Origin of the sequence: Cognaticolwellia beringensis, from assembly GCF_002076895.1 — a bacterium.
In the GTDB taxonomy this organism is placed as follows: Bacteria; Pseudomonadota; Gammaproteobacteria; order Enterobacterales; family Alteromonadaceae; genus Cognaticolwellia; species Cognaticolwellia beringensis.
The window spans coordinates 826,855-852,940 of record NZ_CP020465.1 but is presented as its reverse complement, the minus strand read 5'-3'; the positions used below and the strand labels follow the sequence as shown (position 1 = coordinate 852,940).

At 37.4% G+C, this 26,086-nt stretch carries 20 protein-coding genes; 12 read left to right on the top strand and 8 right to left on the bottom strand.

Going from position 1 to position 26,086, the window contains the following annotated elements; translation table 11 throughout:
- Positions 1–222 precede the first annotated feature (222 nt).
- The 3 genes from tpx (at position 223) to B5D82_RS03540 (ending at position 2,650) form a co-directional block, all read left to right on the top strand.
- Positions 223–867, top strand: coding sequence for a thiol peroxidase (gene tpx, locus B5D82_RS03550; RefSeq protein ID WP_081149296.1), 645 nt, complete (start codon positions 223–225; stop codon positions 865–867).
- Positions 868–1,220: 353 nt separating this feature from the next.
- Positions 1,221–1,688, top strand: a complete 468-nt coding sequence (locus B5D82_RS03545; protein ID WP_081149294.1) for an Hsp20 family protein — start codon at positions 1,221–1,223, stop codon at positions 1,686–1,688.
- A gap of 185 nt (positions 1,689–1,873) precedes the next feature.
- On the top strand, positions 1,874–2,650 hold the full coding sequence (locus B5D82_RS03540; protein WP_157673832.1) for a substrate-binding periplasmic protein: 777 nt from the start codon (positions 1,874–1,876) through the stop codon (positions 2,648–2,650).
- A gap of 129 nt (positions 2,651–2,779) precedes the next feature.
- Here B5D82_RS03540 and B5D82_RS03535 read toward each other — a convergent pair whose 3' ends face one another.
- Positions 2,780–4,117 carry an amidohydrolase gene (locus tag B5D82_RS03535; protein ID WP_081149291.1) on the bottom strand — a complete coding sequence of 446 codons (1,338 nt, stop codon included), beginning with the start codon at positions 4,115–4,117 and terminating at the stop codon, positions 2,780–2,782.
- Positions 4,118–4,661: 544 nt separating this feature from the next.
- Here B5D82_RS03535 and B5D82_RS03530 point away from each other — a divergent pair.
- From B5D82_RS03530 to B5D82_RS03490, 9 genes are all read left to right on the top strand, one after another.
- Positions 4,662–5,450, top strand: a complete 789-nt coding sequence (locus B5D82_RS03530; RefSeq protein ID WP_081149289.1) for an SDR family oxidoreductase — start codon at positions 4,662–4,664, stop codon at positions 5,448–5,450.
- A 10-nt stretch (positions 5,451–5,460) separates the two neighbouring features.
- Positions 5,461–6,903, top strand: a complete 1,443-nt coding sequence (locus tag B5D82_RS03525) for an aldehyde dehydrogenase (RefSeq protein WP_081149288.1) — start codon at positions 5,461–5,463, stop codon at positions 6,901–6,903.
- A 234-nt stretch (positions 6,904–7,137) separates the two neighbouring features.
- Positions 7,138–7,569, top strand: coding sequence for a RidA family protein (locus tag B5D82_RS03520; protein ID WP_081149286.1), 432 nt, complete (start codon positions 7,138–7,140; stop codon positions 7,567–7,569).
- 12 nt (positions 7,570–7,581) lie between these two features.
- On the top strand, positions 7,582–8,169 hold the full coding sequence (locus tag B5D82_RS03515) for a cupin domain-containing protein (protein WP_081149284.1): 588 nt from the start codon (positions 7,582–7,584) through the stop codon (positions 8,167–8,169).
- A gap of 9 nt (positions 8,170–8,178) precedes the next feature.
- Complete coding sequence (locus B5D82_RS03510) at positions 8,179–9,189, top strand: amidohydrolase family protein (protein ID WP_081149283.1); 1,011 nt, start codon at positions 8,179–8,181, stop codon at positions 9,187–9,189.
- Between the two features lie 61 nt (positions 9,190–9,250).
- Positions 9,251–10,096 (top strand): cyclase family protein, encoded by an 846-nt coding sequence (locus B5D82_RS03505; RefSeq protein ID WP_081149281.1) that lies wholly within the window; start codon positions 9,251–9,253, stop codon positions 10,094–10,096.
- Between the two features lie 91 nt (positions 10,097–10,187).
- A complete protein-coding gene (gene kynU / locus B5D82_RS03500; RefSeq protein WP_081149280.1) occupies positions 10,188–11,495 on the top strand; it encodes a kynureninase in 1,308 nt (435 codons plus the stop codon).
- Positions 11,495–12,901, top strand: coding sequence for an FAD-dependent oxidoreductase (locus B5D82_RS03495; protein WP_081149279.1), 1,407 nt, complete (start codon positions 11,495–11,497; stop codon positions 12,899–12,901). Before kynU ends, B5D82_RS03495 begins: the two co-directional genes overlap by 1 nt.
- A complete protein-coding gene (locus B5D82_RS03490; RefSeq protein WP_081149278.1) occupies positions 12,894–13,832 on the top strand; it encodes a tryptophan 2,3-dioxygenase in 939 nt (312 codons plus the stop codon). The genes B5D82_RS03495 and B5D82_RS03490 overlap by 8 nt, the downstream gene beginning before the upstream one ends.
- A gap of 64 nt (positions 13,833–13,896) precedes the next feature.
- Here the strand turns inward: B5D82_RS03490 and B5D82_RS03485 are convergent, their stop codons facing one another.
- From B5D82_RS03485 to avs1a, 7 genes are all read right to left on the bottom strand, one after another.
- Positions 13,897–14,247: an MGMT family protein gene (locus B5D82_RS03485; protein ID WP_081154275.1), complete on the bottom strand. Its 351-nt coding sequence runs from the start codon at positions 14,245–14,247 to the stop codon at positions 13,897–13,899.
- 35 nt (positions 14,248–14,282) lie between these two features.
- The gene (locus tag B5D82_RS03480) at positions 14,283–14,516 is read right to left on the bottom strand and encodes a Rossmann-fold NAD(P)-binding domain-containing protein (RefSeq protein WP_081149276.1); all 234 of its coding nucleotides are present in this window, start codon (positions 14,514–14,516) and stop codon (positions 14,283–14,285) included.
- A gap of 301 nt (positions 14,517–14,817) precedes the next feature.
- Entirely contained in the window at positions 14,818–16,896 is a 2,079-nt protein-coding gene (locus tag B5D82_RS03475; RefSeq protein ID WP_081149275.1) for a UvrD-helicase domain-containing protein, read from the bottom strand.
- Positions 16,883–18,712 carry an ATP-dependent nuclease gene (locus B5D82_RS03470; RefSeq protein WP_081149273.1) on the bottom strand — a complete coding sequence of 610 codons (1,830 nt, stop codon included), beginning with the start codon at positions 18,710–18,712 and terminating at the stop codon, positions 16,883–16,885. The genes B5D82_RS03475 and B5D82_RS03470 overlap by 14 nt, the downstream gene beginning before the upstream one ends.
- 58 nt (positions 18,713–18,770) lie before the next feature.
- Positions 18,771–19,040 carry an AVAST type 1 anti-phage system protein Avs1c gene (gene avs1c / locus B5D82_RS03465; RefSeq protein ID WP_081149272.1) on the bottom strand — a complete coding sequence of 90 codons (270 nt, stop codon included), beginning with the start codon at positions 19,038–19,040 and terminating at the stop codon, positions 18,771–18,773.
- A 2-nt stretch (positions 19,041–19,042) separates the two neighbouring features.
- Positions 19,043–24,823 carry an AVAST type 1 anti-phage system protease Avs1b gene (gene avs1b, locus B5D82_RS03460; protein ID WP_081149270.1) on the bottom strand — a complete coding sequence of 1,927 codons (5,781 nt, stop codon included), beginning with the start codon at positions 24,821–24,823 and terminating at the stop codon, positions 19,043–19,045.
- Positions 24,820–26,043 carry an AVAST type 1 anti-phage system MBL fold metallo-hydrolase Avs1a gene (gene avs1a, locus B5D82_RS03455; RefSeq protein ID WP_081149269.1) on the bottom strand — a complete coding sequence of 408 codons (1,224 nt, stop codon included), beginning with the start codon at positions 26,041–26,043 and terminating at the stop codon, positions 24,820–24,822. The genes avs1b and avs1a overlap by 4 nt, the downstream gene beginning before the upstream one ends.
- Between the last annotated feature and the right edge of the window lie 43 nt (positions 26,044–26,086).

Here is a 26,086-nt window from a genome sequence, read left to right as displayed (position 1 = left end):
TCCTATGTTGCTATAGTAGAGATAGCTTAATAAAAAGCCTCGTAAGGTATACTCAGGCAATAAAAGTCTACGCTACTATTGTCGTGACTAAACACCCAATATAAACTTGAGCCACTATAGTAAACATAGTTTGATTTTGAAAATAAAACACGATTAATTCGCATTTTTTCCAACACAAAGGTAAGCTTGAAGCCTATTTAATTCTTAGTAAATATCCAAATTATGAATATTTTAAAATTACCGGCAGTTGTACTTCTTAGCTCAGTATTTGTGTTTTCAGCTTCTGCTGATATTTCTGTGTCTGAACTAACAGAAACCACCAATTTAGTTAAGGCGGGCAATAAATACGTCACTCTACTTGGCAATCAAGTTAACTTAGGTGATGAGGCTCCTGACTTTAAAGTAGTCACTGAGTCATTTTCACCCGTCACGCTGTCTGAATTTAAGCATAAATCGGTATTAATTTCAGTGGTGCCGAGTTTAGATACTGGCGTTTGCTCTATTCAAACAAAACGCTTTAATGACGAGGTCGAAAACCTACCCGACGACGTTGTAATGTTAACGATAAGCAATGATTTACCTTTTGCTCAGAAACGCTTTTGTAAAACTGAAAAAGTAGACAATATCAGAGTTTTATCTGACGCAGTTTGGCGTGATTTTGGCCATAATTATGGTTTACTTATTAAAGATATGGGCTTGTTAACACGCGCTATTATTATCATCGATGCTGACGGAAAAATAGCTTATAAGGAATTAGTGGCTAATATTTCTCAACACCCAGATTATGAAACGGCGTTAACAAAATTAAAATCAATGAGTCAAACAGTTAAGCCAACTGAAACGACAACAAATGAGCAATCAGAATAACCGTTATAAAAATTATTAAGGGGTAAGAGTAAATTGAAACCAGTGAGCTCTTGCCATTTCCCGAGAATAACAAGTTAAAAATAAAACCTTTAATATCAACACAATAAAGTAAAACACTGCAATTAATTTAAAATAATTCAACATTCCTCTTGAAATTAAATTCATTAATCCCATCTCTAATAGTGTAGTCGCCGATAGGGTCTACATAAACCGCCTGTTCAATAATGAAAGGCACAATTAAACTCTGAAAAGATTAAATTTCAGATGTAATAATTCGCAGCATTAGCTGGTTTTAGCATCAGAAAGATATTTACAGAGACAACATATTGCTAAACTTAGATAGGATATGAATTATGCGTACAACTACAGATTTCAGCCCACTTTACCGCTCATTTATCGGATTCGACCACTTAGCCGGATTAATCGACAAAGCATCAAGAGCAGATAAACAATCATCTTACCCTCCGTATAACGTAGAGTTAATTGGGGAAGATCAATATCGTATTACCATGGCTATTGCCGGGTTTGCAGAACAAGAACTAGACATTGAATCAAAGCAAGATACGTTAATTGTTACAGGGACAAAAACCGGTAACGATAGTCATAAAGAACGTAGATTTTTGCACCAAGGCATCGCAGATCGCAACTTTGAACGTAAGTTTCAATTAGGCGAACATGTTAAAGTTATCGGTGCGTTCATAGAGCATGGTTTACTGTCTATAGATTTAGAGCGAGAAATCCCTGAAGCGTTGAAGCCAAGAAAAATTGCTATTAATGGTAAAAGCTTATTACAACAACGTGATGTGATAGAGAAAAGTTAACCCTCTACATTGATTACTCTCCCCCTTTTGTTTTGCCCAGTCTATGACTGGGCTTTTTTATGCGTAAATTAAAGCGCTGAAAAATAAATTAATACTAACCCCTCAGACTATTTCACTAGGAGATAAACCATAATCATATAATTTGGTATACAATCATTAAAGCGATAACACAAAAGGATTTGTACTTGGACATCACAGTTAAAAATAAGCTAAAACTAGGATTACTGTTATTGGTAGTTTTATTTTCTCGCAGCGCTATTTCAGCGAGTATCAATATTGTTACCGAACATCTGGCACCATTTCAAATTGTTAAAGATAACACTATCAGTGGGTTGTTTACTGAGATTATCGAAGCGACATTAAAAGAAGCAAACATTACTTACCATATAGATGCTCATCCTTGGTCACTATCTTATAACCGTGCGTTAAAAGAAGAAAACACCTGTATATACTCAATAGTGCGAATTCCACAGCGAGACGCACTATTTCAATGGGTAGGACATATCGCAACCAGTTCAACTTCATTCTACTCTTTAAAAAATAGTCCTATTAAAATCAGTTCATTAGAACAGGCAAAAGATTATAAAGTTGCGGTCATAAAGGATGATGTTGCGCATCATTACCTGCTTTCAAAAGGCTTTATTGAAAACAAAAATATCTATGTTATGGATAATAATGAAGCATTACTCAAGTTACTGGAAGTCCCTAATCGTCAAATTGATTTAATCGTAATAAATGACGATTTGCTCACTAACCGAGTAAATAATGCTATTGAATCATCTAAATATAAAAATGTTCATACCTTTGAGAATTTCAAATTTGAGTTTTACTTTGCCTGTAGTTTGAAAACAGAGAAATCAATTATTCAATCGCTTAGTAAGGCCATGGATAAATTAGAGAGAAAAGGTGTTTTTACTAAAATAAAAAGGAAGTGGCTTCACAAGATGGGTAATATAATCTAATTAATAAGCTAATAACTTATTGCCTGCTGCAAGTATTATTTAGCCGTAATATAACTCAAACTCTCCTATTCAAACATAAGAACAAGCAGAGCTCTTCTAGCAATGCTTGTTCAATACTCTTGGCTAATATTACTTAGCCATGACATCTAGTAGTGCGTGTACTGTTGCCTCAACACCTGCTTTAATGGCTGGCTCAGGCGTTATTTTAAATTGTGGGCTATGATGGCTTGGTACGGCTGCTCCACCGGCAGCTGCGCGTTCAAAGTCAGCTTTAGGGGTGCCTCCAACATTAAAGTAAACGCTCGGAATATAAGGCTCTGTAGTAAAAAAACCAAAATCTTCTGCGCCCATTCCAGTTTCTGCTGGCGCTAACAAAGCATCCTTACCCATTTTATCTCTTAATACACCTTTTAAGCGCTGTGCAAGTTTTTGATCGTTAAAGGTTGGAGGAAAAGAGAACTCATTAACCACAACCTCAGGCAACTTGTCTTCTGGTATACCTGCGGTACGTGCTGTACCAATAGCGATACGCTTAATTGCTGTTAGTAGTTGCTCTCGTACTTCTGGTGTTAGGCTGCGTACGGTTAACTGTAACTTGGCCTGGTCCGAAATAATATTGTGCTTGGTGCCTGCATGAAACGACCCAACAGTAATTACACCAGCATAGCGTGGCGCTAGCTCACGGCTAATAATGGTTTGCAAGTTATTGACTATTTGAGCACCGATCATAATAGGATCTTTGCCCTGATGTGGGTACGCACCATGGGCACCAATGCCATGTACTGTAATATCTACAGTATCGGCTCCTGCATATGGCGAACCTTCATCAACAGTAATCTTACCGGCTTCAGTATCAGCATCAACATGAAAAGCAAAGGCATAATCGGGCTGCCCAAAACGCTGCCATAAATTATCTGCCATCATTGCTGAGGCACCAGGACCTTTTTCTTCTGCTGGTTGGCCTATCAGCATTAAAGTACCTGACCATTTATCTTTATTTGCAGCCATATAGCGGGCAGTTCCCACTAAACTAGTTATATGAACATCGTGTCCACAAGCATGCATAACGCCAACTAATTCACCGTTCCAATCTTTCATTTTTATCGTTGATGCGTTGGCCAAACCTGATTCTTCCACTACAGGTAATCCGTCCATGTCAGCTCGAACCATAACCATCGGACCTTCACCATTTTTCATCATAGCGACAATACCGGTTCCGCCAACACCTTGCGTCACCTCATAGCCAGCTGAACTCAACTCTTGCGCTAAACGCTTTGCTGTTTTAGTTTCCATTAATGACAATTCAGGATTACGGTGAAAATGATCCCATAGCGGTGCTAAGTGTTGTTTATAATCTTTAGCAATGTAATCAGCAGTATTTTGCTCAAATGCTAAAACATTACTCGCAGTAAAAGACGAGGCAGTTAGTGCTGATGCAACTAAGATAGATAGTACTTTACGGTTCATTTTTGGCTCCCTGTGTAGTTCAGTATTCGTTGTGTTTTTATAACAACTTGCTTTGAATTTTGTCAGTACAGCTAACGGTTAGTCTATTGATTTACTTTACCTAGCCTGATTAGCAAAGTCTTGATGTTTTCGTTAATCTGCAGAAATTCAGCGACAAGCACCGTAATTTCGTCCTGATATTGACCTTATAATTGCTTGTAAATAAAGCGGTTGTTAACAGTACAAAGCTAAGCCATATCGTTTACTCAACGCCCATTTCGATTAATGAATATACCACTTCGTAACTCATTTGATTACTTCTTGATTTATGAATCTCGGGGATAAGATTTTTTTAACAACAAATTCCGCTTATTTAACCTGCGGAAATTTAACCTGACACAAGAGCAAATAGTTTGCACAATTTTTGTCGAAGTTTTACTGACATTAAATTTTTTATTATGCTAAAAAAGTGCTTATAAAAGAATGGTAGTTGAAATTTCCACGTTATACTTTTAACGTTTTCTCGATACATTTGATAATAAAAAATACAACATAAAGGTCAATAATGGATATTAACTTAGCATCAAAAAAAGCTTTAGTTTGTGGCAGTAGCCAAGGTATTGGGCGAGCTTGTGCAATTGAACTTGCCAACTTAGGCGCTAGCATTACCCTATTTTCACGAAATCCAGAAAGGCTTGAAGCGGTTAAAAATGAGCTTAGTTGCTCACAAGGGCAAAAGCACCAGGTGCTTATTGCCGACTTTTCCCAGCCCGAAGAAGTAAATAAAGTTATTCTCGCTGATGTGGCTGCCAACGGCGGTTTTGATATTCTGATTAATAATACCGGTGGTCCGGCGCCAGGCCCAGCCAGTACCACCGAGGTTAGCGCCTTTATCGACGCCTTCAACCTTCACCTCGTCACTAATCATCACTTAGTCCAAGCGCTAATTCCCGCGATGAAAGAAAAACAATATGGCCGTATCATCAATGTTATTTCTACCTCGGTAAAACAGCCTATTCCAGGATTGGGTGTTTCAAACACTATTCGAGGCGCGGTTGCTAGTTGGTCTAAAACATTAGCCAATGAACTCGGTCCTTTTGGTATTACCGTTAACAATGTTTTACCCGGTGCGACTGCAACAGCCCGCTTAGACGCCATTATTGCCGGTAAGGCACAAAAGCAGAATATCTCTGTTGAACAGGCCACTACTAACGAAAAAGCACAAATACCTATGCGTCGTTTCGCAGCGCCTGAAGAGTTTGCCGCGGCAGCAGCATTTTTAGCTTCGCCTGCTGCTGGCTATATTACTGGCATTAACTTACCTGTTGATGGCGGTCGAACTAGCTGTCTTTAGGGAGTAATTAATGGATATTATTGCAAACTTTATTGATGGCCAATACCAAGCGCCACACCAACAGCAATATCTAGATAATATAGAGCCCGCAACCGGTAAGGTTTATGGACAAATTCCTGATAGTGGCGATGAAGATGTTGAATTAGCTGTCACCGCTGCGAAAAAAGCTTTACCTGCATGGCGAGCCTTACCTCTAGAAACACGTGCCGATTATTTAACTGCCATAGCACAGGAAATTGAGCGACGCATTGAAGAGCTTGCTCTGGCTGAAGCAATTGACAACGGTAAACCGGTTAGCCTTGCGCGTAGCGTTGATATACCTCGCGCCGCAAGTAATTTTAAATTTTTTGCTCATGCTTGTTCACAGTTTGCAAGTGAATCTCACGCTATGGCTGGCAACGCAATTAACTATACCTTACGACAACCGGTTGGCGTGGTTGGTTGTATTTCACCGTGGAATTTACCGCTCTATTTATTTACTTGGAAAATAGCGCCTGCATTAGCTGCGGGTAATTGCGTAATTGCCAAACCTTCAGAAATAACCCCAAAAACCGCCGCTATGCTCGGCGAAATTTGCCAAAAAGTTGGTTTACCTCGCGGTGTGTTAAATATTTTGCATGGCACGGGTGCAAATGTCGGGCAGGCCATTTGTCAACATGAAGAAGTAAAGGCTATTTCATTTACTGGTGGCACGACTACTGGCGCTGATATCGCACAACTTTTAGCCCCCAAGTTTAAAAAATTGTCTCTCGAACTGGGTGGTAAAAATCCAGCATTAATTTTTGCTGACTGTGATTTTGATAGTACTGTCGATCAGGTCTTTCGCGCCAGCTTTGCCAATCAAGGGCAAATTTGTTTATGCGCATCACGGCTCTATATTGAACGTCCTATTTACGAAAAATTTAAACAAGCCTTAATCGCTAAAGCGCAAGCGTTACAGCCTAATGACCCGCTGCTAGATACTAGTGAAATGGGCGCTATTGTCTCAAGTACACATTTACAAAAAGTACTGAGCTATGTTGAAGATGCTAAAGCTCAAGGCGGTAAAATTTTAATCGGTGGTGAGCAAGTTAAGCTTAGCGGACGTTGCCAAGAGGGCTATTTTTTACAAGCGACGATTATTGAAGGTTTAGCAAATAATGCTCGTTGTAATCAGGAAGAAATTTTTGGCCCTTTGATCACCATTCAACCTTTTGACACTGACCAAGAAGCCTTAGCACTGGCAAACGATAGTGACTACGGTTTAGCCGCGACTATTTGGACTAATAATTTAGGCCGAGCGCATTTTCTAGCCGAAAATATAAATACCGGCATTGTTTGGATAAACTGCTGGCTACTAAGAGATTTACGCACACCATTTGGAGGCATGAATCATTCTGGCCTTGGCCGAGAAGGTGGCGATGAAGCCATGCGTTTTTTTACCGAAAGCAAAAATGTTTGCGTGAAGTATTAATATGAGTCAAACATGTTGTAAATTTAAATCATCAGGAGCGATATTTGCGAGCGTTTTAGGCTGCAAATGGACCTTGATTTGATCCAACCCTGCCCTATTTTTAAACTCGGCTACCATTACAAGAGTCGGGTAAATATCTGCAATAATTCTTCTGGTGGTTAGTTTTCGGCATAGCGCGGAAAAATTGCCAGTACAGTTACAAGTAACGCATAAAACACGTAAATGGATACAACTATGTCAACAATATTTAATTCCGCACAAGCACCAAACCCAGTAGGTTTATACCCGCATGCTCGCCAAGTGGGCAATTTACTATTTTTATCGGGTGTTGGGCCTCGCCAAGCTGGCAGCTCAGACATCCCAGGAGTAGTACTCGATCAGCAAGGTGAAATTATCAGTTACGATATTGAAGCCCAATGCCATAGTGTTTTCCAAAATGTCAGTACAATATTAGCCTCTGCGGGTGCTGACTGGATGGACTTAGTGGATGTTACGGTTTTTCTCACCAATATGAAGGATGATTTTGCTACCTACAATCGTATTTACGCCGACTATTTTTCAGAAAACCTCCCCTGTCGTACTACGGTCGAAATCAACAAATTACCCACGCCGATTGCCATCGAATTAAAGTGCATTGCGGCACTACCCGTTACTTCGAATAAATAAGGAGTATAAATTATGGCTAAATTTTCTCTGCCTTTTAACTTGCAACAATGGATTGATGAGCATCGAGAACAGCTCAAACCGCCAGTATGTAACAAGCAAATATTTGAGCAAGACGATTATATTGTCATGGTGGTTGGCGGGCCGAATAATCGCAGCGATTTTCATTATAACGAAACTCCTGAGCTTTTTTACCAACTTGAAGGCGAAATGGTACTGCGTGTTGTCAATGAAGATGCTGCTGATGACATTCAAAAGAGCTACATACAGCTCAGTGAAGAAATTGAAAAATCGCCAAGCAAGGCCTTTGAATTTACTGATATCGCCATTAAAGCAGGGGAGATATTTTTGCTGCCGCCTAAGGTATTACATTCACCGCAACGTTTTGAACACAGCGTGGGACTAGTGGTTGAGCAAAAAAGAGCACAAGGCCAGCAAGACGCATTGTTTTGGTTTTGCGAAGGTTGTAAAACGCCTTTATACAATGAACAGTTTACCTTAGACAATATAGAAACTGATTTACCCAAAGTGTTCAGTAATTTTTATGATAATAGCCAAAACTGCCAATGTAAAAAGTGTGGTCATACCGCTAAAAAGTCATAAGGAGGCGAGATGTTAAAAATAGATATTCATACTCATATTCTGCCAAAAACCTGGCCTAACCTACGCGAAAAGTATGGCTATGGTGGTTTTGTCAGCTTAGATCATCATAAATGTGGTTGTGCTCGTATGATGGTGGACGAAAAATTTTTTCGCGAAATAGATCATAACTGTTGGGATCCTAAAGTTCGCTTAAAAGACTGCGAGCAGCACAAGGTTGATGTACAAGTGCTGTCTACGGTCCCGGTAATGTTTAATTACTGGGCAAAGCCTCGTGACACTTTAGATTTATCGAAATATTTAAATGATCATATCGCCGGTATTGTTAACGATCATCCCAAACGTTTTATTGGTCTGGGCACTTTACCGATGCAAGCCCCTGACTTAGCGATAAAAGAGTTAGAACGTTGTGTAAATGACATCGGCTTAGCTGGCGTTCAAATAGGCTCGCATATTAATGATTGGAACTTAGATCATGAACAGCTATTCCCTATTTTTGAAGCCGCACAAGATTTAGGGGCCGCGGTATTTGTTCATCCTTGGGACATGATGGCAAAAGAAAAAATGCCAAAATACTGGTTGCCTTGGTTAGTGGGTATGCCTGCAGAATCTAGCTTAGCCATTTGTTCGATGATTTTTGGTGGTGTACTGCAACGTTTACCGAAACTTAAAATTGCCTTTGCTCATGGTGGTGGTTCGTTTCCCGCGACTATTGGCCGTATTGAACACGGTTTTAATGTTCGACCCGATCTTTGTGCGGTTGATTGCCCGGTAAATCCGCGTGATTTTCTAAAACAAATTTATTTAGATTCATTAGTGCATGACCCATTAGCCTTAAAATACCTGGTTGATTTAATGGGCCCAGACAATATTGCCCTAGGCACAGACTACCCCTTTCCTTTAGGAGAACTTAGCCCTGGTAAGTTGATTGAAGAGAGTCACTTTACCGATGACATTAAAGCTAAATTATTACATGGCAGTGCGCTTAATTGGCTAGGTTTAACTAAGGAGCAATTTTTATGATGCTGCTGAATACACAAATCGCACATTTGCCAAGCACCTTAAACATTGTTAGGAGTGAACAATGAAAGTAGCCATAACGCTGGGAGACAAGCACTATAACGTTAATACCGATTTTGGCCATTCTTTAGCTATCGCTTTAGACTTTCAACAAAGTGATAATCAACCGAATCATTTTGGCGCAACGCCCGCAATGGCAAAGCCGATGCAAGTTAGTGGCTTTATGGGTGATACTGAACAAGGCGGTAGTTGCAATGTTAACGAATTAAGCTTTAATCCGCATTGTAATGGCACTCATACCGAAACCATTCGCCATATTTGCGATGCCGAAAACGCCTTAGCACTTAGTATTTCAGCACTAGAGTTACCGCCCTTAATGCCATGCCCTTTGATTTCAATTACCCCGATAAACGCCAGCGATACTCACGACGACTATACGCCGAATTTTGACGTAAATGATCGAGTTATTTCGCGCGCGCAACTCGAACAGTTGCTCACGCCTTATCATGATCAACAACTACAGTGTTTAGCAGTAAGAACACTGCCCAATAGCGATGATAAATGTCAGGCCAACTATAATGAGGCTAACCAACCGGCCTTTTTCAGCCGAGATGCTGTGCTTTATCTCAAAGAGCGTGGTGTTGAACACCTTATTCTAGATCTGCCATCACTCGACCGGCTCAACGATGACGGACTGTTGACTTGCCATCATTTATTTTGGCAAGTTATGGAGGGTGCACACCAGCCGAGTCCAAATAGTTTAATCAATAAAACCATTACTGAAATGGCTTATATCGACAACACAATAACCGATGGTTTCTATTTTCTGAATTTACAAACGCCAGCTTTTATAAATGATGCAGCGCCCAGTCGCCCGATGTTATATCAAGCGGAGCTTTTGGATTGCTAAACAGCACTGATATCACTGAAATAGCGAAACAAATGAGCACAACAAAGCTTATAAACAGAGCGGTTCAATAATAATTAAAAACGAGTACATCATGAGCAATGAGAGTAATAACAAATCAACGACTGAAGCTGATATAAATTCTTTAGCTTACGCACAAAACTTTGATCGTAACGATCCCCTCAGGGCAATGCGCGAACAATTCTCTATTCCTAAACAGGCAGATGGCACAGACGAATATTACTTCACCGGAAATTCGCTCGGCCTTCAGCCTAAATTAGCCCGTGCGGCTGTAATAGAGTTACTTGATTCGTGGCAAGCACGGGGCGTTAAAGGCCATTTCGAAGGGGATTTCCCTTGGCTGCCTTATCATGAGTTCTTAACCGAACAAGCCGCAGAAATTGTTGGTGCATTGCCAAAGGAAGTGGTGATGATGAACTCACTTACCGCCAATTTACATTTTATGATGGCGAGCTTTTATCAACCGACCGAGCAGCGTTCGAAGATCTTAATCGAAGATCATGCCTTTCCATCTGATCATTATGCGGTGGAATCACAACTAAAACATCATAATAAAAGTGTCGATGACAACTTACTTTTATGGACACCAAGAGCCGATGAAGCGTTATTAAATTATCAAGATCTTTGGCAATTAATCGAGCAACACGGCGATGAAATAGCATTAATTTTACTACCTGGCGTGCAATATTACACCGGCCAAGTATTAGATATGCAGCGCATAACTGAAGTCGCCCATGCCAGAGGCATTAAAGTCGGTTTCGACCTTGCACATGCTGCGGGTAACATTGAATTATCTTTACACCAGTGGCAAGTCGACTTTGCTTGTTGGTGTAGTTATAAATACCTTAACAGCGGTGCTGGCTCAGTCGCGGGTTGTTTTGTCCATCAAAGGCACGTAGAAAATACCGAACTTAACCGTCTTGCCGGTTGGTGGGGACATGACAAGACTAGCCGCTTTAAAATGGAAAATACTTTTAAAGCTATTCCTAGTGCAGAGGGTTGGCAATTATCGAACCCGCCGGTACTGTCGCTTGCTGCTGTGCGTGGCTCTTTTGATACCATTAAGCTTGCCGGTGGTATGCCTGCCCTGCGTAAGAAGTCTTTATTATTGACCCACTACATGATCACCTTGATAAACCAAGAGCTGGGAGAAAAAATTCATATTATTACACCACAAGACCCGGCAGAACGCGGCTGTCAGCTATCGCTCATGATTAATGTCCCGGGTCTTGATGGTAAAGCTATGTTTACTGCTTTAGAGAATAAGGGTGTAACTACCGATTGGCGTGAGCCTAATGTTATTCGTGTAGCGCCAGCGCCTTTATACAATAGCTTTGAGGATGTTTATCACTTTGTCAGAATATTAAAGGAGTGTATTTAATGTCAACAAGTGAAAAAATAACCATTGCCGGTGCTGGACCCGTTGGTACATTGCTTGCTGTGATGTTAGCTCGTCAAGGTCACCCCGTTAAACTGCTTGAGTCGCGACCTGATTCTCGCAGCCATAATATTTATCAAGGAAAGTCGATCAACATTGCTCTTTCTGATCGGGGTTGGCTAGCGTTAAAGTCGGTTGGAATTGAAGCTGAGGTCAAACAGCATGCTATTGCTATGAAAAAGCGTGTAATGCACGCTATTGACGGCACGATAACCGAACAAGCTTATGGTCAAGAGGGACAAGCTATTTGGTCAGTTTCGCGCTCAGGTATTAACGAACAACTGCTTGAATTGGCAGAACAAGAAACCTTAATCGATATTAAGTTTGAACATCGCTTAATTGACGTAGACTTTAGCAATGCCAGCGCCAGCTTTAGCCATGAACATAACGTAGAAAAAGTATCGGCAGATATTTTATTTGGCGCAGACGGCGCGTACTCTAAGGTGAGACGATTAGCACAAGAAACGCCACGTTTTAGTTATAGCCAGTCATATATGCCGCAAAGTTATATTGAATTACACATTCCTGCCAACAAAGACGGTACATTTAAAATGGCCAAAGATGCTTTACATATCTGGCCGCGTAAAACATTTATGCTCATTGCCTTACCGAACCCTGACGGCTCCTTCACTTGTACTTTATTTTTAGACTATCAAGGTGAGGTTTCATTTTCGTCATTAACAACACGAACTGACGTAACTCAATTTTTTGAAGCAAACTTTGCTGATGCCATGCCTTTACTGGAAAATCCAATAGATGAGTTTCTGGATAAAACTGCCAACCCGTTATTTTTGCTTAAAGTTGACCCTTGGGTGATTAACGAAAAAGTCGCCTTAATTGGTGATGCAGCGCATGCAATGGTGCCTTTTTATGGTCAAGGCATGAACTGCGGCTTTGAAGATTGTCGTATTTTAGATGAATTAATTACTGAACATCAGCAAGACTGGTCAAAGATATTTCCCGCCTATCAAGCCGCGAGAAAGATCAATGCTGATGCCATCACTGAATTAGCCCAGCGTAACTTTGTCGAAATGAGTGAGTTATCGGGCCAAGCCACTTTTTTATTACAAAAGAAAATTGAAGCAGAGTTTCACCAGCGCCACCCAAATCTTTGGACTCCGCTTTATGCTATGGTGACCTTTTCGCCCTTATTGCCTTATTCTAAAGCCTTAGCCATTGGCGATATTCAGCAAGAAATTATGCAGAAAATCATGCAAATCCCCGATATTGAACACTGCTGGCAAACAAGCTTTGTTTATGAAAAATTGCAGCAATTAGCGCAAGCGGCGTTTAGCACTGATAAAAATTTAACAACTAAGACAAACTTGGGAGAGCAAGGTAATGACTAAAGCTAGCTCAAATACAGCTAATACAAAGCACACTGACACGAAGAATAAAACCAGCAGCGATAGCAAAGCTTCGGGCTGCCCTTTTCATCATCAAGCTAACGATAATACTCGTCCGCTAGAAGACGGCATTCATCAAAACCTTGATAATGAAATGTCATACCGTGATTACTTACAATTGGAAAGCGTGCTTTCGGCGCAAAAACCATTAAGTGGTGAACACGACGAAATGCTTTTTATCATCATTCATCAAACCAGTGAACTATGGTTAAAGCTTGCGGGTCATGAACTGCAAAGTGCCATTGATTATATAAAAGCTGAAAACTTTGGCCCTGCCTTTAAAGTTATTGCACGAGTAAAGCAGATATTTATGCAACTAACGCAATCTTGGAATATTTTATCGACCTTAACGCCAAGCGATTATTTAAAGTTTCGTGATGACTTAGGTCGCTCATCAGGTATTCAATCTTGTGGATATCGTAAATTAGAATTTTTACTGGGCAATAAAAGCGCCGATATGCTGAAAATTCATCCAGCAGGTAGCTCAGCCTATCAAGAACTAGATAAGCTGTTAAATAACAATAGCCTGTACGATGAAGTCATTATCGCGTTAGCAAAAGCTGGGTTTGATATTGATCCTACCATCAGTCAACGCGATATTACTCAGCCCTATCAACGTAACGACAGTGTACTAGCAGCTTGGCTGAATGTTTATCAACAGCCAGAAACCTATTTTGAACTTTATGAATTAGCAGAGAAATTGGTCGATATTGAAGATGCCTTTCAACAGTGGCGTTTCAAGCATATGTATACTGTGCAGCGAATTATCGGTTACAAAAAAGGTACAGGCGGGTCATCAGGCGTTGGATTTTTAAAAAAGGCACTCGATGTCAGCTTTTTCCCTGAGTTGTTTGAAGTAAGAACCCATTTATAAAATGATTAAATGAGCACCGGGCTATCCTTTGCTTGGTTCGGTGCTTTTGCCGTAATAAAAAACCTTAACCTTCCAAAATAAATAGCAGTTCAGCTAAGTCAGGTTGCCACTGAAAGGTTGGTAATTTTATACGCGCACCAATAACCACAACTTGTTCATCTTGCAGTAAATCCCGTTGTCGATTGAAATGCTCGCTCCCCGGTGCAAATGAAATTTTTCCTTGGGAGTTAACCACTCGATACCAAGGCACCTTTGCCCCACGCCAACCGTTTTTAGGCACAGCACCTAATGCTTTCCCTACTAGCCGAGCGCGACCAGGCAAGCCAGCTAAATCAGCGACTTGACCATAACAGGCGACTTTACCCAAGGGGATCGCCTGAACGGTTTGCCATATTTTTATATGTTTACTATTCATTGGCTTGGTATGTTCAGATGCTATATTGGTTTTATTTACCAAGGAAGCACACTACCATTGGAATGTTTAAACACCCCACTTTCTGCCATGGTGAGTTGATTCACTAACCCTACCAACTTTTTAGCAGAGTCACTGGCGCTGATATCGCCACCATAATTAACCATATCGGTTTGTACATAACCGGGGTGATATACGCCAACAGCAACATGCTTACTAGCAAGATCATGACTCAACGACATGGCTGCTGCATTTAACGCCGCCTTCGACATTCTACAACCTTTTAGCTAGTAGTGTTTGTAGATGTTTGGTGAGTGAGTGAGTGCTAGATAAGATGGAATAAAGGTTTTAATGGACACAATATAAAAATAAGGTGTAAAAATAACATCTACTGTAGATATTGTTATAATTAGTGAAAGTAACAGCTAACAGGCTCAAACCTTAATTGATAATGTAGATATTATAGTAACTTTAAAGGTCTTAAATTATCGACCATATTGTTAATAACCGAAAAACTGAAGTGGACTAGCTTTACAGACAAAAAAGTAAATAAGCTATCTAAGCTGCTACTGGTTAAACATAAGTTACATCCCAAACATCTTCATTAATAGTTAATGCATTAAATCTAGTTTCTTCTACAGCAAAGGCTAATAAATGTGTTGGTCTAGAAAAGCCAACGTACAACATTTTAGAGTATCTTTTTATATTATCCATTTTTGTATTTAACGTGCTAATTTCATCTTGCCGTTTTATAGCTCCTTTTTTACCTTTTTTATTCAATTCAACAATTTCAAAATTTAGTTGGTTAATTTTTTTTTCAATGTTATTAATAAAATCCATACTACATACACCATTAAATACTTCACTTAATAAAGTAGATTCATACTCACCATAATAAAAGGATTCTAAATATAAAGTTGCTAAATGCGTATTCCCTTTTACACCATGCACTGTGTTGAATAAAATATTACTATTTGTTAATTCAGGCGTAGCGGACTCGTTAATATTCGGTAAATAGTGATCATATAAAAAATTATGTTCTGGAATGTATTCTGGGAATAATTCATTGAAAATTGAAATAATATAAACTTGTAGTTCACCCAATACATCCTTGTGGTTTCCCCTCATTACGTTGATTGACCACATGTAAATATTCTTTTCAAATGTTACCTCTTTTTCATTTAATAGTGACTTTTCTAGCAGCAACTTTCTAAAAGTCGATTCTTTAAAGAATTTTCCATCATCACCCTTAATATTCACTATTCTAAGCGATTTCATAATTGCACTTTTAATGTTGAAAGCAATTGGTTTTAAACTGCTATCAATTTGTTCAAAACAGATTAAATATTGCGCTAAACAGTTATACTCACTTTTAGGTTTTTCTTGTTCACGGCTATAGCTTGGATAATAACTAGGTAGCGTGATTTGTATTTCTTTATCTTTCTTCCCTGTAACCCATGCTACAGCTGCTATTGTCTTTGAAGAGGAAGAGGGGAGTATGCCTTTCTCAGTTAACTCATTAATTATCGATGTGTAGAACTCGATTACTTTTTCTTTATTTTCAGTGGTATAAATAAGTATCAGTGGTTTTATATTACTATCTGGATTTAAGCCTATTATATTCGATTTCGTTAAACTGAATTGATTTGTGAGGCTAGCGATTTGAGGTGATAAACGATGGCTGCCAGTGATTTTTTTTACTATTTTTCGATCTATCCATATCTCATCTAATTTAATATCACCATTAAAAATCGCCTGGTTTTTATCGCCGACACGTTGGTATACAGATTTACAAATCTCGTTACCAAAAAACAACATTTCTAAAATTTGGTATTGGTGTTCATCCATATCTTGCATTTCATCAACAAATACATAAGAAAAACGCCGTTGAATAATATTGATTATCTGTGGTTGAGCATATAAGTATTTATAAGCTAAAGCATAAGCATCATCAAAGTGTAGATAACCTTCGGCAAGGACTTTCCACTTTAATTTAAATAAATAATCTAAAATATCTGACTTTTCTTCATCTGAATAATCTTGATAGTTTATGGACTTTGGTTTCGGCTTATTTATTTTTAAATTAGAACCATTTATTGTGCTGACTAAATCTCTACTCTTGGGTTCTTGCGAAAAACGATAATTAAATATCTTTGAGTCGTTACAGGAGAAAATATATTTAACTTTTTTGAACGACTCTCTTTGACCAAATAAATCGAAAGTTAATTTGTTTTTTATTTGCTGCGCATATGCTTGGTCACATATTTTAATAATATCATTTCCAAAGCTCTGCTTAAAATAAGGCTTAGCTAAAAACTCATTAACAAAGCCTTGAATTGTTCCAACAAAATTTGGATAAGAAAATAATTTTGGACAGTAAGGACCAATACGGTTTTTTATTTCATTAATTGCCGCATTTGTATGAGATATTACTAATACACCAGAGCCGCTTTTGAAAGGCATATAACGTTCAAAAATCAATAGTTTTGCTAAGAGAATCGTTGTCTTTCCACTGCCTGGGACGGCCTGTAAATCAAGCGTATTTAAGTCTTTTAAGAACTCAATTCGTTCATCATCGAATTTTTGTCCAGCTTTTAATAAAATAGATTCAGCGTATTTAATATCCTCATCAGTAATACTAATTACAGGCATCTTTAATTGCCTCCATAAGAGAAGCAATTGGCTGATCTGTTGTATCTAGTTTTATTGAATCATCATAATCATCTGAATTAGGGTCTATTAAATTTGCAAGTTGGTAAGAAAATTCAGTTTTTTTAATGTCTTTCCCTAGTAGTTTTTTGGCTAATTCGCTTCCATAATTTGAGGTGTCTATGTTTGGAAACATATCTAATAGAACAGATTCTACATGTTTCCCTAAAGTACTAGAAATAAGTAAACTATATTCCAAAGTCCAGCTTTCAGTTACAAAGACGTGAGTAGATTGATTATTAAACTTTTTTTCTATTTCTTCTTTTCGTAATAAAGATTGTTTAGTAACTTCAATTTCACAGCACTTGAGATAGTTGTATGTATTATTTTTACCTTTTTTAATAGCTTTGCCTCCGCTGTCTATAGCCAACTCTTTTTCATAAGCTGGTACATCCACATCGGTGATGATAGCAACAGGTAAAGTTAGATAAGGTTCTTTTTGTCTTAAAAAAATCTTAGCGAATTTTATAAACTCTGCGCTAGCAACGTTTACAATAGAAACACCTGCTTCTGTTATATCTTTAGTAATTAAACCGTCTTTTTTCATTTTTCTAGCAAGAGCAGGTATGAGTATTTCTTCAGACCAACCTTCAACCATTATTACGCCTTTCGCAAAAAATAAGTTTGCTTTGGTAGTGTCTAAAAATCGTTCTAAGTGTTTATAATCATCAGGAGCTAATAGCGTACATTTATTATTTAAGGGGTAAGCATTTTTATTGTGGCAAATAATAATATTTTCTAGTTTTACTTTCGATGCTAAGTTTGGACTATGTGTAGTTAATATTAGCTGTATATCTTGCTTATTTTGTAATGCTTCAATTACCTTCATCTGAGCTTGTGGGTGTAAATGTGCCTCTAACTCTTCTATTAAGCCTAATCTTAAACCTGTCCAATTATCTTTTTCTAAATGGAGTAACTCCGTCGCCATAAATAGCTTGTTCATTGTGCCAAGGCCAGGATTGATTTGTTCTAGTATTTGTAGTTCTAATTTTTCTAAAATTGATTTTAAATTAGCGTTAGTTACATCAAAATTAGTCGCATACTTTTCATCAATAAATAATTCTACGAAGGTGTCAATTTTATCTTTTAATTCTTTTCCTTTTAAATCATCTTTTAGAATTTCTCCATCAGCATCTAAGCCCTCAAAATATGCAGCAACATTTTTATTGAACTCTTGAAAGAGAGTAACTAATCGATGTTCTTCTTTATTTTCAAAAGCTTCATGAGTTTGAAGAATATTTGATAGTCTGGAATTTTTCTTAGGTGTTAAGTCGAGATTAGCATCACGAAGTGGCTTTAAATAAGTGGCTTTAAGGTATTCACGAGCAGCAGCTTTTAGTGGTGTACCTTGGCTGTCAACTCCTGCACATATATCGGCGGGTAATATACGCTGAGAAGTTCTCGATACATCGTAAATTATTCTTAAATACGGCTTAACTTTATCGCCTTGCCCCTCAAAACCAAGCCATTCTGTAAAGTGAAAAGCTTCTTCTTCCATATCTTCAAAACGAAGCTCTATTCTAAACCTGTTAGACGAATCAAAAAAATCATAGTCTTCTAATTTAATCCATTCATAACTATGTGTTTTTAACACTAATTTAATAGCATCAACTATCGCAGTTTTACCTGAATCATTCTCGCCAATAAGAATGTTTAGACCTTTTGTAAAGTTTAAATCTAAATTAGGATTGTTTAAGTCTATTTCATTTGAAGAGCCATATTTCCTAAAATTCCATATTCTAATATTTGCTAAAAACATAGTTGTTTATCCCTGCGAAATTTTTATATTTGTACACTTATGACTAACCCCCAAACTATTAATCATTTGGATCTTCTATATCTTGCGCTTTAATTAATTCTTGCATCCGTTTTGAATTAAACTGGGACATCGTATTAGCTTGTAACCTAGCGTGTTCGTTTATACTTAATATATCAATACGACCGTTAGGAAGAAGACGAACTTCATCAAGTCCAGCTGAGAATGGGTTATGGTACTTATCTCTTCTGATTTGTTCATTTAATACATGGAAACGGTATTCAAATTCCTCACGTGTTGAAGGAGTATCCATGGTTTCAATCTTATTCATAATTAGAGTCCCATTCCGCGTTGTATGCCAATAACCTCACCATTAACTTTAAACACCCAAGCTAAATTAAAACCATTAGGTAAGCGAAGTTTTTCTCGTTTAATTTCTAATGAACACCCTTCAATATTTGGTTGTCCAAGTGTATGTTGGTTAGAAGAACGACCTTCTTTCCAATTACTTCTAATGAAATCGTAATCTTGAGCATTAATCATTTTTACAAAAGCTTTTGTTGGAATCGCAGGTGTATAAATCCCAAGAAATACATAGTCAGGATCAATTCGATGAGAAATTTCATTACCTGGAACACTGGTATTAATATCCGGACTGATTTTTGAACAAAAATGAGAACTATCTGTTGGAGGCGTAGCTTTATATCCCGAGTAACTCGAGGTCATAACAGCTGTAATTTCAACTTGAAGACAGCTTTTAAGATCTTCACGATTTATCATTTCGTGATAATTTAAGAGAACAGAACCGGTGTTATTAATAACACTTTTTGGATCACATTTGTTAGAAAGAGCCTCGATGATTTTATTAGATCTAGATTTCTTTCCTGAGACAAAAGTTAACCATAATTTAGAAGGGTTAAACACTCTAAGAATTGGCTCTAAAATTAAAAAGTTATTCCTATTATTGCTATGAAATAAGGCGATATTTAATGCAAAGCGAACATTCCCTTCCCACCTATTTAAGCTTTGAGTTTTACTCACATTAAACCCTCGGGATACCATTTCTTCAAGCTGCCATGCTGTTTCAACGTTTAAAGGAGAACATACATTATTCATTTCCTCTTCAAAGCATTTTATAAATTCATCATTTACGATATTTAGAGAATACAATTCATCCCAAACTTCTTTTATGCAACTAGCCCAAACAGGGAGAGGCCTATCATTATTAAAGCTATCTTTAAGAAGGCCTTTAGAACTAAGAAGTTCATTGATTTTATCTAGTACATTAGTAGCTGATTCAGACCCTATTGTGGAAGCTCTAGTAACAACACGGTGTAAAATAGCTAAGCGACTAATATGCCTACATTCTAGAATATTAGTAACATCAAGATTAGGCTCGATTAGTTCCCATACCTCTAATGGTTTCGAAAGAGACATTCCATCAAATATACCGCAAAGTACATCAGGCCCATGTCCTTCTCGCATTGAAAAGGCTTCAGGTGCAAGGGTTTTATAATATGAATGGTCTTTGCTTAAAAGCCAAGCCAACATATTCGCCGCTTTCTCTTTACGTAACCATTGGGGATGATCTGCAAGCCAAAGAATCAAATCTAATATTTCAAGCGATATATCCTTTGTATCGTTACTTTCTAGGAATTCAAAACTTTCTATTTCATCTTTTGCATCTCCGACCATTAGCCCAATATGTTCTAGAACACTATGAGCTAGAGAGGTGATATTTTCACCATTTATAATACTGCCACACCTATCTATCAAGTGTTCCGCAAGACGCCATCTTGATTCATAGCGTTCATCAAGTAATAAGGGGGCATACAGTTGACTTACTTTATCTGCATCTAAATTGTTACTTTGTATAATATCCATCAACCTACTAGCTTCGCCTGATAGATTACCCCAGATAGACCAACCTCCATCCTGTAAAACTTGTAAAGCGCTAACCGCTATGTTCCGAGCTTCAGTTGTATTTCCTCTTTTAATTTTTGATTCAGCAGTAGACAATAGACGACTTGCTTCTTTAGTAGCAGATCTTCGGCCAAATGTTCCAGGCATAAAGAACATATCGTCATCAACTTCTTCAACCTCTTTATCTACTTTTGATTCGGAATGCCTAATATGCGACTCATTAACTTTATCCGTTGGGAGCCCCCCGAATAAGACTGAAAAATTTTTGTGAAATGTTTTATCAAGTGTATTTTGAAAAGAACTCAAAAATTCGTTTTGTTGTGAATAAGAAAGTTCGGAAGAAATTAACAACGTCATTCTATTTTTCATTTCTAAAATAACTTCAGAATCGTCACCAAATGAATTAACTAATCCAGCAAACTCCTTAGCAAACCGGTCGGTATACCTTTCATCTCCAAACAAATAAATTTCAAGTAAGGCCCAACGTAAACGCCAATCTGCATCTATTGCATTATGTACAAGTTTGAAAATTGCATCCTGTTCATCTAACGCACCTCCTGGATAGCGCATACCAGTTAAATAGTCGACCCTATCAATTTCACCTTTAGTAGCCTCAATCAAAAGTTCAGGTAAAGTTCCGCAAGTCTCTTTTTTGAAATATCCAATTGCTTGAGTGTGCTTTTTATGACGTACCAATTCTCCTATAAGTTCTGCTTTTTCATACCTAACAAATCGCTGAAAAGTCATTTCACCGGATGCTTTCTCTAATAAACCAGCTATTTTAGGTATGATTTTTTGATCATAATCTAAGCTCTCGGTGCTAGTTATAAGGCTTAACATCAATCCAAATTGATCTTCTTTATACCAGTTTGGTCCCATGGAAACATTGAGCATCTTCTGATATAGATCTTCTGCTATTTCATTAGCATCAATTTTGACAAATAAAGGGATAAGCATCAGTAATTCAGGAACTAACTCGTGCCTATTAGCGAGATTATCAACTATAAAGTTCTTCCAATTATTCAGTATTTCGAATACTTGATCATTTACAGCACTCGTTAGTTCTAGAGATGTAAATTCGTTTATCACTGAAAATAATGCAGCTCGAAATCCTTCAGAATATATTCCTAACTGAGTATTAAAGTTTTCATCTATATAATTTAAAAATGATAGTGACTTTTCAGGAAAACAATCTAAATAGAGCTCAGAAAGCTTTTTATATATGATAGGTACTAATTGTTCAGGGATCGAATAGCTGTTCTCCCATGACACTCTTTCTTTAAGTGAAAAAGATAGCGGTAAAAGAACATGAGACTGTATGTTTTCAATGGCAATTTTGAGTAAGTTTTCGTTGTTTTCTGCTTTACCTCGCAGAGCAGTGCCTTCACACCAATATAACGCGCTGAGTATCAATTCAAGAGAATTCAGCCAATTACTTTTACTCCAACCGTTAAACTGAGGGCAATCTACATCATCTGATAAAAAGGTAGCAATTCGCCAGTCACTTGCACCTTGAAATATCTGTTGGTGTTCAAGTTCAACCCCATCATCATTTAATATTTTAATTTGTGTTGGCTGAGCCTCATCCTCGTTCATGTTTTCAATAAGCGATACTGGTGCCCCAACTTGTATTAATGTATCAATAGTTTGGGTAGGAAAGCGTTCATTTATGTATAAACCAGATAACAGTGTTTCTTCGATATCCGATAGTATTTCAGGTAAGCACTTGCTTTTTTTAATTTTTTGAAAGTTATTAAACCAATCTAAACAATGATCTAAAGTACATATCAATAGTTCCAGCATATTTGGCGGTAATTGAAGCCCTCTTTGTTTTAACTCATCTAAACCAGCATATATGTCTGGGAAACATAGCTTAAAACTTGGGACAATACACTGTAACTCAGCTGTAATTTCGAAGAAGTCTTCTTGAGATAACTCCTCGGTATTCGTGTGAATAGTCTTCATAGCACTATAAAGGATATTCATAGCCTGATAACTTATAGGATTTTCATCAATAAAATCTAATAAAAGAGCGCTACGAATTCGGTATTGGCATAAAATAATATAATCATTAAGTTGATGTCCTTGTGAAGTAAGTACTCCCTCAATGGATTCATCTAATAGAGTCAGTAACTCTTTAGCTTCCTTTATGTATTCTTTATCAAGTAAAAAAACAACTATTCTAAAAGTTTCATCAGGACTGATAATTAAAGTATTAAATCTAATGGTATGTTGAATCGCTTCTTGGGGTTTACCTAAAGCAACTAATGCTTCTGCAATCAGCGAGGCTGATTGAGCAAAAAGGGTATTATATCTAAAATTAACACGATGAGAGAGTAACAACATTCTGATAATATCGACAGTAGATCCACATTCAGTAACTGCCGTTAGTACATTTTCAATGTCAAATAGTAATGTGTCAGGCTTAACTCCAATTGTTACACATTGATCAACCCATGATTGGTCACACTTTTGAATTGCTTTTAAACAACCTTCGTTTCCCGAGAGAAGAAAGTGATATACAGAATTTAAAGCACAATATTTTAGGTCACTATTATCAATACAAAACTTTGCAATCCTTTCCTCAACATCCTGATTAAGTTGTTTTGTCTTTTCTATTAAAAACTCAGAAAACGATGAATGATAAATTGTTGTTGTCTCAGAGTTAGCTAATAAGTGGCGAACCCTACTTAATGTTGGGATTAAAACGGTACGTTCTGATGCACTTAGAATTTTGGGTAATTCTTCAATATTAATACTACTTCGCAAGCGTGAGAGTATGGCTAAGAGGTTAACTGCTTCTTGATCTTGAAGTAATTTTAGCCATAACTTCTCGTAATATTCCCCAACGGCTCCAGAAAACTTAGGGAATTCGTTTAAATCATTTAAATCAGAACAGTTATTTATAAATTCAATTAAATACCTAAGGTACAGTGGATGCCCTTGAGCTTTATCACAAACGATCTTTATAATTGATGTAGTTGCGCGTTCTTCTCTAAGCTCTTTCCAACAATAGCGTCTAACAACTTTACGTTTTAAGCTTGGTAGTTCTATTTTATTTTCCGTATCTACTCGTCCATTTAAGTAGGATGAAATATTTTCAAAATTTGGGGCTGTAAGTACAACAGTTACTCCCTCTGGCAGCTTTGTAGGGAGTAGTCCTATAAACAGAGAAAACTGTTCTTCACTAATTTCTAGAGCTTCGTTTAAGCCATCAATAAATATAAGCCCTTGTCGACCTTGTGATAAACAATAACGACCAAATTCACTAAGAAGTTTTGATGTTTTTTCTATCAAAACAGGATAAGACAAATCTTCCTTACGTGACGCCTTTCCACTTAATTTTATTGATATTGTAGTAGATAACCAATCAAACAATACCGCTGGTTGAACTTTATGGCTCGCTCCTAGCTCCTCCCTAGCTGAAGATAGGCTATAACAGCCAAGCATCTCTAGTGAAGAGGCAAAAGGTCGGTAGTGATTACAATAACTCGACTTACCTATACCATTTGAACCACTAAGAAATATATATCCACCCTTACAATCTTTGACTTTTTCCTCAAATGCTAGTTGAAATTCTTTACGTTGAATCAAAATGTCATTGGACTTAGATTTATTTTGTTTTATCTGAACATTATGCTGTTCAAGAAACTCAGTTATTTTAACTGCACTAATAGCAGCAATAGTTTTATCAACTTTTAAACGGATGAGACCTCTACATACATCATCACAAATTAAGGCTGCGCCAGAAAATCCGTCATATTGTGTTAGGGCAACATCTTTTTTAATAGCTAAGTCAATATCGATTTTTAATTTTGGCTGACTAAGAGTTTGTAATATGTTTCCGGATACTCGGTGACCAATAGTTCTTTTGATTATAGGGAAGCCACATGCGTACCATTCTTCTCCCTCTACAGGCATGGTGTCGCCAAATTCCATAGGAGTAATATCTAAATCTTCTGAAATAGATAAAAGGCATAAATCATATTCATCGCTTACTGAAATAACCTTTGCAACTAAACTGTCTGGATGCTCAGGGAAAGATAACTCTATTTCAGCATCATCGGTAATAGATTCAATTACGCAATGGCGAGCTGTGAGGACCATACTTTCGGAAACTAAAAAACCAGTTCCTAGCTCATCACCACAATCAACTTTACAAGTTGAAGCTTTAACAAAATTTTCTATCATAATATTTCCGAAGTCAGATCAATCCAATTATTTGCAGTTTCATGAACAGTAAAACAAGCGCCACTCTGTGATTTGTAGTTTTTCATAAATGTAGATGCTGGGGTGGGGTAACTAAAATAAAGACGTCGCGTAAATCTACTTGGTCTATCAACAATTTCCTTTAATACTTCAATATCAGGGTGATCATGATGATTGCCATCAGAAGAAATAAAATAGGATGCGGCATCAATTAATTCCAATAGTGATGTGCTCGTATTATGCAGACTTCCATGGTGTGATATTTTAATTGCTTGAAATAGTAATTTATTTGTATTGGTTTTAAGCTCCTGAATTTTTATTTCAATATCTTCAGACCATGCATCACCAAGAAAAAGTAACATGGCAGAGCCAATTTCAGCAATAAAAGCTACTGAGCTAGAGTTAGTAATAGATGAGTCAGGGGAATAAACATCTTTAAGGGAGTGAGTGCTGGAACCGCTAACCTGACTAATTACATCTTTTTCCTTTTTTGTATAATTTCTTTTGAAAAGATTTTTTGCACATAAAAACTCGAATGCATCGTCAAAGATAATATCCTCAGTAATCCCTCCGATAATACCTATCCTTTGTAACTCCTTTAGCCACCATTTTTTTAATTCATTCAATCGTTCAATTGAGGGGCCAAGAAGCTTCAAACTTGCATTGCTATTTAATTTTATTGTCGGGAAACTATCACAATTAATACTCTGATTTCCATCAGAAAAATTCCAATTATATTTACCCGCTAGTAATAATGCAGCTAATGAACTTCCTTGCCGAGCACTGATTTCTTCCTCTGTTTTATTTTCAGATATTGGATATCCTTGATGATTTATTTCTTTTAACAACTCTAAATCATCATTTCGAATAAGATCAGCTTTCAATGGATTTAAACTTCGAACACTATTATGTATAACATTAAGCACTGGTATTATCTTAGATTTTGTAGAACAACCATTAGACTTAAAAAATTCAATAAGGCCTAGAATATGATCAGCATCTATATGTGTTGCCACTACTAAATTTAAAGAACAGCCTTCTAATGCAAGTTCTTTCAAATCGGGGGAAATATATTTATTGTATGTGCTTGCATAGCCTCCATCTATCATGATATTTAAGGGCTCAGGCACGTTTGCTGAAATTAAAAAAGCATCTCCATTACTTGCAGGGTACATTTTTAATTTTACTGAAATATTGCTCATTAGATCTTCCAAGTTGACTTTAAGCTTCATGTTCTAGTGAGTC